Here is a 10,269-nt window from a genome sequence, read left to right on the forward strand (position 1 = left end):
GACAGCGGGGATACCCGAAAACCAGCCGCGTAACGGGGTGTCGCACGGCACGATGGCGCGTATGACCGCCCCACACCCCGGTGCCGACCGCCCGGCCGCCCGCCGCAGTCTCGAAGGGCTCGCCCTGGGCGACGCCTTCGGCGAACGCTGGTTCCCCCTCTTCCGCGAACGTCAGCGCGCGTACGCGGAGATCAAGGCCAGGATCACCCCGCCGGAACTGGAGTGGCACTGGACCGACGACACCGCCATGGCCCTCGCCATACAGCGCGTCCTCGACGAACGAGGCGCCATCGACCAGGACCGGCTCGCCCACTGCTTCGCGCTCACGTACGACGCCGATCCGGCGCGGGGTTACGGCCACGGTATGCACATGCTGCTGCCGGCGCTGCTGGCGGAGCCGGCGAGCTGGCGCACCCTGGCCCCCGGTCTGTTCGAGGGCGGCAGCCTGGGCAACGGCGCGGCGATGCGGGTGGCGCCGCTGGGCGCCTGGTTCGCGGCCGACCTCGACCGCGTCGTCGAACAGGCCGTGCTCTCGGCCGAGGTGACCCACGCGCACCCGCAGGGCATCGCGGGCGCGGTGGCGATCGCGATGGCGGCGGCGCTGTCGGTCCGGTCCGAACTCTCCGTGGCGGCGGTGGCGGAGGCCACCCCCGAGGGGCCGGTACGGGACGGCCTGGCGCGGGCGGCGGAGCTGCCCTTCACCACCGAGCCGTGGCGGGCGGCGGACCTGCTCGGCAACGGCCAGCGGATCCGCGCCGACGACACCGTGCCGTTCGCGGTATGGACGGCGGCCCGCCACCGCGACGATCTGGCCTCCGCCCTCTGGTCGACGGCGGAGGGCTTCGGCGATGTCGACACGACCTGCGCGATCACGGCGGGAATCGTCGCGGCCCGCACCGGAACGGGCTCGGTGCCTACGGCGTGGCGGGAGCGCCGGGAGGCGCTGACGTAGGCGGCGCGGTAGCAGCGGCAGAGGGTGGAACCGGGGCAGGCGCCCGGCCCGGGCCCGGCGCATGCCCTTGGTTCAGGTCCGGGGCCGCGAGGGCGATTTCGGGAAGCGAGGCGTCCGCGCCGCGCGCAGCCACCAGTTGCAGCCCCACCGGACATCCGTCCGCCGTGAAACCGGCCGGAATGCTGGCCGCCGGATGCCCGCTCAGATTGAACGCCCAGGTCAGCGCGGTGGAGTACAGCTCGCCTGGCCCTTCGTGTCCATGTGGCCTGTTGGGAGTGACCGGGGTGAGCAGCAGCGGGGTACGGGCGAAGAACGCGTCGAGCCGCCGGTTGTTCTCCGCCCGGATGTCCGGCACCCGTACATCCGGCGAGGGCGCGCCGTACGCGTGCGCCTCCGTACGCGCCGTCCCGCCCCCGCCGCTCCGTATCGCCATCCATGCCTCGCGCGGATCCAGCAGCGTGAACGGCCGTCGCGTCGGCTCAAGCCGTACGACCCCCGCCGCCACCAGCCGGTCCACCGCCGCCCGCACCACCGCCGCCACCTCCGGATCCGGCCGCGCGTACCCCAGGTCCGGGGAGAAGACGGCGGGCACGGGGAACGCCGGTGGCGGCTCCTCGTCACCGCCGAGCAGGCACCGCAGATACCCCCGCGCCTCCGCCGCCGACCGCGCCAGCAGACCCGCCGAGGCCAGCCCGGTACGGTCCGGGGACGGCAGCAGCCCGTTGGTCGTCTTCAGCCCGAACACCCCGCACCAGGCCGCCGGGATCCGGACGGAACCGGCGCCGTCGCTGCCGGTCGCGAGCGGCACCATGCCCGCCGCGACCGCCACCGCCGACCCGGCGGAGGACCCGCCGGGGGTACGGTCCGCGCGGTAGGGGTTGACCGTACGGCCGTACCTGCCCTGCCCCCAGGTCTGCCAGTACGTGCCCGGTCCCGGTACGGCGGTCGACCCGACCGGCACCGCGCCCGCCGCGATCAGCCGCCCCGCCGCGTACGACCGGATGCCGGACGGTCCCTTCACCGCGAAGGGGACGCCCGCGAGCGGTAGCCGGCGGTCCACCGTCCGCGCCCGTTCCCTGGCTTCCGCGTCCCACACCTCGATGAAGGCGCACAGCGCGGGATCGAGCCGCTCGATCCGCGCCAGCGCGTCCGTGACACTGTCCGCCACAGATATCCCCCCAGCCCGAACCGGTTAGACACGCCCTAGTTTCGCAGCGCCGCCCGCATTACCGCCCGCGCGATCGGCGCCGCGTCGCCCCCGCCGCTGACGTCCGCCCGGTTCGCCTCCGCGGCCTCCACGACCACCGCCACCGCGACCGCCGGGCGGCTCGAATTGCCCGCCTGTGCCCAGGCGATGAACCAGGCGTACGGCGTTCCGGCGTTGCCCACCCCGTGCTGGGCCGTCCCCGTCTTCCCGCCGACCGTCGCCCCGTCGATCCCCGCGTTCGATCCCGTACCGTCCTCGACGACCCCGATCATCAGCTCGCGCAGCCGCTGGGCCGTGGTCGGGTTCACCGCCCGCCGGTAGGAGCGTTCGCCGGTACGGGAGACGATGTCGCCGTTCGCGTCCGTGGTCCGGTCCACCAGGAAGGGGTACTTGAGCTCCCCGCCGTTCGCGACCGCCGACGCGACCATCGCCATCTGGAGCGGGGTCGCCCGCGTGTCGAACTGCCCGATCGACGACAGGGCCAGCTGATCACCGCTCATGCGGGTGTCGAAGTGGGAGGCGGCGACCCCCGCCGGGATCGTGATCCCGGTGTCGTTGAAGCCGAACTTCCGCGCCGTCTCCACCATCGCGGACAGCCCGGTCTTCACGCCGAGCCCGGCCATCACCGTATTGCAGGACCATCTGATCGCGTAGTCCAGTGAGGCCTCGTCGCATCCTTCCGCCTCGTTGGGCAGCTCGGTCCGCGTGCCCGGCAGGAGATACGGTTCGGGGATGCCGGTCGGGGCGTCGACATCGGTGACCGTCCCGGAGTCCAGCGCCGCCGCCGCCGTCACGATCTTGAAGGCGGAACCGGGCGGATAGGTCTGCCGGATGGCCCGGTTGAGCAGGGGCTGGGCGTCCGCGCCGGTCAGCCGGGCCCACGCGTCATTGACGGCTCCGCCGGTGCCCGACAGCTCTCCGGGGTCGTACGAGGGGCTGCTGACCAGCGCCAGGATCCTGCCGCTGAACGGCTCGACGGCGGCCACCGCGCCCCGTCTGCCGGCCAGTCCCTCGTAGGCGGCCCGCTGCATGGACGCCTTGATCGTGGTGGCGACGTGCCCGCCGGGGCGCCGGCCGCGGGTGATCTCGTTCCAGAAGGGGAACGGGGCGAGCATCGGGTCCGTACCGGAGAGGATGTCGTCCTCGGCGTTCTCCAGCAGTGTCGTGCCATACGTCTGGGAGGCGTAGCCGGTGACGGGCGCGTACAGCGGACCCTGGGTGTAGGTGCGTTCGTAGCGCAGCTGCTGTCCGCTGTCCCTGGAGCCGGTGACCGCTCTGCCGTCGATGAGGATGTCGCCGCGTGGCTGGGAGTAACGGGCCACGGTCGCACGGCGGTTGGCGGGGTTGTGATTGAGGGAGTCCGCCTCGATGACCTGGATCCTGGCCGCGTTGACGAGCAGGGCGATCAGCAGGAGGAGGCTGAAGACGGCGGTGCGCCGGATGTAGCGGGTCATCGCTGGTCCCTCCAGGCGTTCCCGTTCTCCTCGGCCGGCGCGATGACGCCCGGCTCCGCGTCCTCCGGGCGTGGGCTGCGGGCCGAGTCGCTCAGCCGGATGAGCAGCGCGACGATCACCCAGTTGGTGACGACGGACGAGCCGCCCTGGGCGAGAAAGGGCATCGCCATGCCGGTCAGCGGGATCAGCCCCGTCACCCCGCCCGCGATGACGAAGACCTGGAGGGCGAGGATCGCGGAGAGCCCGACGGCGAGCAGCCGGCCGAAGGGGTCGAGCAGGGCGAGGGCGGCGCGGTATCCGCGGGCGACCAGCAGGGCGTACAGCAGGAAGAGGGCGGTCAGGCCGACCAGTCCCAGTTCCTCGCCCGCCGTGGCCAGGATGAAGTCGGACTTGGCGGCGAACCCGATCAGGACGGACCGGCCGAGGCCGAGCCCGGTGCCGAGCATCCCGCCCGCGGCGAACGCGAAGAGGGACTGGGCGAGCTGTCCGGGTCCGCGGCCCGCGGCGATGGAGGCGAAGGGGTCGAGCCAGTCCTGTACGCGGCTGTGGACATGTGGTTCCAACGATCCGACGGCGAACGCGCCGACCGCGGCGAGCAGCAGCCCGACGGCGATCCAGCCGGTGCGTCCGGTCGCGACATAGAGCAGGATCACGAAGAGCCCGAAGAAGAGCAGCGAGGTGCCCAGATCGCGTTCGATGACCAGAACGAAGACGCTGAGCAGCCAGATCGCCACGATCGGGCCGAGCACGCGGCCGGTGGGAAGTTGGAGCCGCCAGACCTTGCGGCCGGTGTAGGCGAGGGCGTTGCGGTTGGCGGCGAGGTACGCGGCGAAGAAGACCGCGAGCAGGATCTTGGCGAACTCGCCGGGCTGGAAGGAGAGTCCGCCGAGCCGGATCCAGATCTTGGCCCCGTTCACCGCGGGAAAGAAGATCGGCACGATCATCAGCATCAGCGCGGTGGCGACCGAGAGATAGGCGTAGCGCTGGAGCAGTCGGTGGTCGCGCAGGAACACGACGACCGCGATGAACAGCGCGACACCGAACGTGGACCAGACCAGCTGGGTGGGCGCGGCCTTGTCGCCGGGCGTCTCCAGATCGAGACGGTAGATCAGCACCAGTCCGAGGCCGTTGAGCAGTACGGCGATGGGCAGCAGGAGGGGATCCGCGTACGGGGCGCGCAGCCGGACGGCGATATGCGCGAGGAGGGCGAGCATGCCCAGACCGGCGCCGTACCCGGCGGCGTCGGGGGGTACGGCGTGGTTCCTGCCGAGACCGACGGCGATGTAGCCGAAGACGGAGATGAGGACGGCGCAGACGAGGAGCGAGAATTCGACACCCCGGCGCTTGGGGTGGCGAAGTCCGGGCAGGGGAGCGTCCGCCGTCGTTGCGGTCATGCGGCGAAACGTAGCAAGACAGAGTGCGTTATGTCCGTTTATGTAGGGATATAACGCACGGTGAACTCACCTGCCGAGCACGGACTCACCAGTCGGACTGATCTGTGAGGGCTCACTGCTGATAGGGATTCCGCTGCTGTGGCTGCTGCTGCGGCTGCCCGTACGGCTGACCGCCGCCCTGCCCGTTCCCGGCTCCGTACCCCTGTCCGTACCCCTGTCCGCTCGCCTGCCCGGTGCCCTGGGCCATGAGCTGGTCGGCCTGCTCCTTGGTCACCTGCCGCTCCGCGCCGCAGAACGTGCACTGGGTCACGAACTTGGTGGAGAACGGGAACAGCGGCACGAAGAACAGCGTGAATTTGCTGACGCGCTTGCGGAGCGTGTGCGCGGACGGATTGCCGCACTGGCCGCAGACCAGCGTCAGTATCGCCAGTTGGTAGAGGTAGCCCTTGGTGCCGAAGATGATCATGAGTGGGATCCTTTGGGGAGGCCGGCGCGTGCTGAGGGAGAGTCTGCCGCACGTCGGTGACAACCGGCCCGCGACAGCGGGACCGGAATGGTCCGGGAAAGGCGCCGGGCCGGGGGCCGAGGGCTATTGCCCCCTGGCCCGGGTGCTGTTCCCATGGGCGTGGGGGTGGTGGGGCATGAGCCGATTACGCGTCACGCCGATGCGCGGGCAGGGCCGCGACCGGCTGTACGTCACTCTGCGGGACGGTACGACCGTCGCTTGGTACGACAAGGACACCGGCCGGGTGAGTGTGCTCTCCGGGGCGGGGCGCGAAGAGGTGCTGTCCGCGCTGGCGCCGTATCTCGCCGGTGAGGTGACCGTGGGGCCGCCCAGGGTGCCGACCCCGGCCGATCTCGACCGGCTCTCGCTCCACCCCGATGACGATCTGGCCCCGAACCGTCCGGGCGAGGGGGTGCACGCGGAGCTGGACGCGTTGAGGGACGCGCGGGGGGACGCGCTGGGGGACGCCGGCTCCGGCCGGTTGTCCGGATCCTCCGGGGGCGGCCGGGTGTCCGGGGCTTCTTCGTTTCTCCCGCGGCGCCGATGGGAGCGTCAGGACCCCCGGCAGGCGGAACTGCTCGCTCAGGAGACCGTCGGCGACCGGCTCGACCGACTGGAAGACGCGGGCTGGCGGGTACTGCACTCGATACCGCTCCCCGGCGCCGCCCGGATCGACCATCTGGCGATCGGCCCGGCCGGGGTCCTGGCCGTACGGACACTCCCGGCCAGGAAGCGCCGGGTCGCCGTCGCCGACCCGATGGTCCGCGTGGGGCGCGCGGCGCCCGTGCCGCACCTCCGCTGGGCCCGCCGCGCCGCGGAACGAGCCTCGCGCGCCCTGGCGGCGGAGGTGCGCCCCGTACTCGCGGTGGTCGAGCCCGTACGCCTGGACGCGGTACCGACGCCACGGGACGTACGGATCCTGCGCGACTCGGAGATCGCGGCGCTGGCGTCGCTCGGGGGCGTACTGAAACCGGCGGACATCGAGTCCCTGTACGCGACGGCGCGCGACCGCCACAGCTGGCTGCTCGTTTAGGACCTGTTGTCTGGACAGGGCCTGTTGTTCGGATCGTGCGGGCAGGGCGCAGGGCGCAGGGCGCAGGGCGCGGGGCGCGGGGCGGTCGCGCGGCGACGGAGCGGCGGTGCAGCGGTGCGGCGGCGGTGCGGCGGCCGGGCTCAGGGCAGCGGGGCGGCGCGGGCCGGGTCGGTGAGCGGGCCGAGGAGGTCCCCGTACCGCTCCAGCCGCCCCTCGATGTCCCCCAGTCGGAAGACCAGCTGATCGGCGTCCGTGCAGTCGGCGACCTCGTCCCAGGTCACGGGTGTGGAGACGGTCGGTTCCGCCTTGGCGCGCAGCGTGTAGGGCGCGGCGGTGGTCTTCGCGGCGGCGTTCTGGCTGTGGTCGACGAAGACCTTCCCCGGCCGCAACGAGCGCCGCATCCGGTGCACCACCAGCTCCGGCATCGCCGCCTCCGCCTCGACGGCCAGACCCTTCGCGTACGCGGAGACATCGGCGGACGGAGCGCGCTCCAGGGGAACGAGGACATGCAGGCCCTTCGACCCCGAGGTCTTCACGTACGCCTCCAGCCCGTCCGTACCCAGCCGCTCGCGCAGCCAGAGCGCCACCACGCAGCACTCCACGGCGGTGGCGGGCGCCCCGGGGTCCAGGTCGAATACGAGCCGGTCGGCGTGCTCCGGCGCGATGGCGCGCCACTGATGCGTGTGGAACTCCACGACCAGATTCGCCGCCCAGATCAGCGACGGCAGATCCTCCACCACCACCTGTCTGCCGGTGTCGGCGGTCCTTCTGGGCACATCGGCGATCCGTACCCAGTCGGGCGTACCGGGCGGCGGGTTCTTGGTGAAGAAGAGCGGCCCGTCGGGCCCGTCCGGATAGCGCAGGAAGGAGACGGGGCGGTCGGCGAGATGAGCCAGCAGCGGGGCCGCCGTACGGGCGTAGTAGTGGAGGAGCTCGCCTTTGGTGGTGCCGGTGGCGGTGTACAGGACCTTGTCCAGATTGCTGAGCGCCAGGCGTCGCCCCTCCACCTCTGTGATCGGCGTCATACGATGAGAATCCCATATTTTTCGTGAATCTCGGATGAAAGGGATGGAACGTGCGATCCATATGGAACGGCGCGATCTCCTTCGGGCTGGTCAGCATCCCGATCAAACTGGTCAACGCCACCGAGAACCACTCGATCTCCTTCCGGCAGATCCACAAGGCCGACGGCGGCCGTATCCGCTACCGGAAGGTCTGCGAGCTGGACGGCGAGGAGGTGTCGACGCCGGAGATCGGCAAGGCGTACGAGGACGCCGACGGGTCCATGATCCCGATCACCGATGACGATCTGGCCGCGCTGCCGCTGCCGACGGCGAAGACGATCGAGATCGTCGCGTTCGTCCCGGCGGACTCGATCGATCCGCTCCAGATGGACACGGCGTACTACCTCTCCGCGGGCGGCGTGCCCGCGGCCAAGCCGTACACCCTGCTGCGTGAGGCGCTCAAGCGCAGCAAGAAGGTGGCCGTCGCCAAGTTCGCCCTGCGGGGGCGGGAGCGGCTCGGGATGCTGCGGGTGGTCGGCGATGTGATCGCGATGCACGGCCTGCTCTGGCCGGACGAGATCCGCGTCCCCGAGGGCGTCGCGCCGGAGACCGACGTCACCGTACGGGAGGCCGAACTCGACCTGGCCGACGCCCTGATGGACACGCTCGGTTCGGTCGACCTCGACTCGCTGCACGACGACTACCGGGAGGCGGTCGAGGAAATGATCGCCGCGAAGGCGGAAGGCGTGCCGACACCGGAGCGGGAGCCGGCGGCGGGCGGGGGAGGGAAGGTCCTCGACCTGATGGCGGCGCTGGAGAACAGCGTGCGCGCGGCGAAGGAGGGCAGGGCGGAGGGCGAGGAGGTCGCGGAGGTGACCCAGCTCCCCGCGAAGAAGACGGCGAAGAGGGCGACGGCGAAGAAGGCGGCGGCGAGGACCGAGCCCAAGCCGGCGGCGAAGAAAGCGGCGGCGAAGAAAACGACAGCGAGAAAGACCGCGTCGAAGACGGCCGGGAAGACGGCTGCCAAGTCGGCGTCGAAGACGGCCGCGACGGCGTCGAAAACAGCCGCGACAGCGTCGAAGACGGCCTCCGGCGGCCGGAAACGCGCCTCGGCCTGACCGGCGTCCCCGGCGCGGCCCTCGCTCCGGATGGCACACTGCGCGAGTGGACCGAACGCTGCGTATCGTGCTGGCCGAGGACAGCGTGCTGCTCCGAGAAGGCCTGATAGCCCTGCTTGACCGCTTCGGCCACAAGGTCGCCGCGGCGGTGGGCGACGCGCCCGCCCTGCTGGCGGCGGTGGCGCAGCACACCCCGGACATCGTGGTCACCGACGTACGGATGCCCCCGGGCTTCCAGGACGAGGGCCTCCACGCGGCGGTCCGCCTCCGCGAACGGCAGCCCTCCCTCCCGGTGCTCGTCCTCAGCCAGTACGTCCAGCGCGCCTACGCCGCCGAACTCCTCGACTCCGGCGACGGCTCCGGCGTCGGCTACCTCCTCAAGGACCGCGTGGGCCAGGTGGAGGACTTCGAAGCCGCCCTCCAGTCCGTGGCCTCCGGCGGCACGGTCGTCGACCCGGAAGTGGTCCGCCAACTGCTCCGCCGCCGCAGAGACCCCCTGGAACACCTGACACCCCGCGAGCACGAAGTGCTGGCCCTGGTGGCCGAGGGCAAGTCCAACGCGGCGATAGCCCGCCAACTCGTCGTCTCCGACGCGGCCGTGGGTAAACACATCGGCAACATCCTCGCCAAACTGAACCTCCCCCCGGCGGACGACACCCACCGCCGCGTCCTGGCGGTCCTCACGTACCTCCGAGCCTGACCCCCGCTGCCACCCCGCCCCGCCGGACCTGGAAATACCTGTTCATGGTCACCCCGCGGAAGCTGGTAGGGTTTCCTACGTCGCCAAGCACCACGGCGACTCGCCCCCGTAGCTCAGGGGATAGAGCAACGGCCTCCGGAGCCGTGTGCGCAGGTTCGAATCCTGCCGGGGGCACCTGGAAGATGGGAACGGAATCGGGCGTTATGCCCCGATCTCTGGATCCGGGTGCCATGATCGGACGCCAGCACTTCGGTGCGGGCGTCCGTTTCTTTTTCCCCTTGTCCAGCTTCGCTCTCCCGCGCTCCCCTGTGACCTGGTCGTTTGAGCGCTAGGTGCGGGCTGGGTGGGGCCAGGTGCGGTGACCGGGATGGTTCACCGTGGTCGGAAGGCGGCTCGCGGGACGGGCACACGCGAAACGGCTGGTATTACTGGGGCATGCAGGAAGAGACCGCACGCTCCGCGATCGACACATTCATCTCCGCGTTCAACGCCTCGGACGACAGCTATGTGACTGCCCTGCTCTCCCAAGCCCTGACCTCAGACGTGGTCTTCTGGGGGCCATTGGGCCGCAGCGAAGGAATCGCGGCGGTCGAGCTGTTCGTACTGGACATCCGGCGCCACCCGGCGGGGACCGGCACGATGGTGCGCTGCTCAGCGGTGGACATGCCTGACGAGTGGGCCCGGTACCAGTGGGTCTTCACCACGCCGGATGGCGGGCCCCGGCTGGCGGGAACGGACGTCGTCCATCTGCGACGGAGCCTCATCGACCAGGTCATCGTCTTTGCGGGGGAGATCGAGCCGTCCGCCTCCTAGGTCCTGTCCGGTCGATCTTCGCGGGCCCGCGACGCCTGGCACCGCACCTCGCCGCGTTGTCGGAGTCGCCCAAGTACGTCCAGTACATG

The 10,269-nt window shown here is 71.2% G+C and carries 10 protein-coding genes and 1 tRNA gene; 6 read left to right on the forward strand and 5 right to left on the reverse strand.

Annotated elements, in window-relative coordinates:
- Window positions 1-52 precede the first annotated feature (52 nt).
- Window positions 53-952, forward strand: coding sequence for an ADP-ribosylglycohydrolase family protein (locus ABTZ59_RS30580; protein ID WP_503003786.1), 900 nt, complete (start codon window positions 53-55; stop codon window positions 950-952).
- Here the strand turns inward: ABTZ59_RS30580 and ABTZ59_RS30585 are convergent.
- From ABTZ59_RS30585 to ABTZ59_RS30600, 4 genes are all read right to left on the reverse strand, one after another.
- On the reverse strand, window positions 915-2,120 hold the full coding sequence (locus tag ABTZ59_RS30585; protein ID WP_351420299.1) for an amidase family protein: 1,206 nt from the start codon (window positions 2,118-2,120) through the stop codon (window positions 915-917). The genes ABTZ59_RS30580 and ABTZ59_RS30585 overlap by 38 nt on opposite strands.
- Window positions 2,121-2,155: 35 nt before the next feature.
- Window positions 2,156-3,613 carry a penicillin-binding transpeptidase domain-containing protein gene (locus ABTZ59_RS30590; RefSeq protein WP_351420302.1) on the reverse strand — a complete coding sequence of 486 codons (1,458 nt, stop codon included), beginning with the start codon at window positions 3,611-3,613 and terminating at the stop codon, window positions 2,156-2,158.
- The gene (locus ABTZ59_RS30595) at window positions 3,610-5,007 is read right to left on the reverse strand and encodes an FtsW/RodA/SpoVE family cell cycle protein (protein WP_351420305.1); all 1,398 of its coding nucleotides are present in this window, start codon (window positions 5,005-5,007) and stop codon (window positions 3,610-3,612) included. The genes ABTZ59_RS30590 and ABTZ59_RS30595 overlap by 4 nt, the downstream gene beginning before the upstream one ends.
- A gap of 112 nt (window positions 5,008-5,119) precedes the next feature.
- Window positions 5,120-5,473, reverse strand: coding sequence for a zinc ribbon domain-containing protein (locus ABTZ59_RS30600; RefSeq protein WP_351420309.1), 354 nt, complete (start codon window positions 5,471-5,473; stop codon window positions 5,120-5,122).
- 175 nt (window positions 5,474-5,648) lie between these two features.
- On the opposite strand from ABTZ59_RS30600, the gene ABTZ59_RS30605 reads away from it, so the two are divergent.
- Entirely contained in the window at window positions 5,649-6,545 is an 897-nt protein-coding gene (locus ABTZ59_RS30605; protein WP_351420315.1) for a nuclease-related domain-containing protein, read from the forward strand.
- A gap of 140 nt (window positions 6,546-6,685) precedes the next feature.
- On the opposite strand, the gene ligD is transcribed toward ABTZ59_RS30605, so the two are convergent.
- Window positions 6,686-7,570, reverse strand: coding sequence for a non-homologous end-joining DNA ligase (ligD, locus tag ABTZ59_RS30610; protein WP_351420320.1), 885 nt, complete (start codon window positions 7,568-7,570; stop codon window positions 6,686-6,688).
- A 50-nt stretch (window positions 7,571-7,620) separates the two neighbouring features.
- Between ligD and ku the strand changes: the two genes are divergently transcribed.
- The 4 genes from ku (at window position 7,621) to ABTZ59_RS30630 (ending at window position 10,180) form a co-directional block, all read left to right on the forward strand.
- The gene (gene ku, locus ABTZ59_RS30615) at window positions 7,621-8,667 is read left to right on the forward strand and encodes a non-homologous end joining protein Ku (RefSeq protein ID WP_351420324.1); all 1,047 of its coding nucleotides are present in this window, start codon (window positions 7,621-7,623) and stop codon (window positions 8,665-8,667) included.
- A 67-nt stretch (window positions 8,668-8,734) separates the two neighbouring features.
- Complete coding sequence (locus tag ABTZ59_RS30620; RefSeq protein WP_351420342.1) at window positions 8,735-9,367, forward strand: response regulator; 633 nt, start codon at window positions 8,735-8,737, stop codon at window positions 9,365-9,367.
- Between the two features lie 102 nt (window positions 9,368-9,469).
- Window positions 9,470-9,541: transfer RNA gene (locus tag ABTZ59_RS30625), tRNA-Arg, on the forward strand.
- A gap of 261 nt (window positions 9,542-9,802) precedes the next feature.
- Window positions 9,803-10,180: a nuclear transport factor 2 family protein gene (locus ABTZ59_RS30630; RefSeq protein ID WP_351420328.1), complete on the forward strand. Its 378-nt coding sequence runs from the start codon at window positions 9,803-9,805 to the stop codon at window positions 10,178-10,180.
- Window positions 10,181-10,269: the final 89 nt, after the last annotated feature.

Source organism: Streptomyces sp. NPDC094034, from assembly GCF_040303865.1.
Taxonomy (GTDB): domain Bacteria; phylum Actinomycetota; class Actinomycetes; order Streptomycetales; family Streptomycetaceae; genus Streptomyces.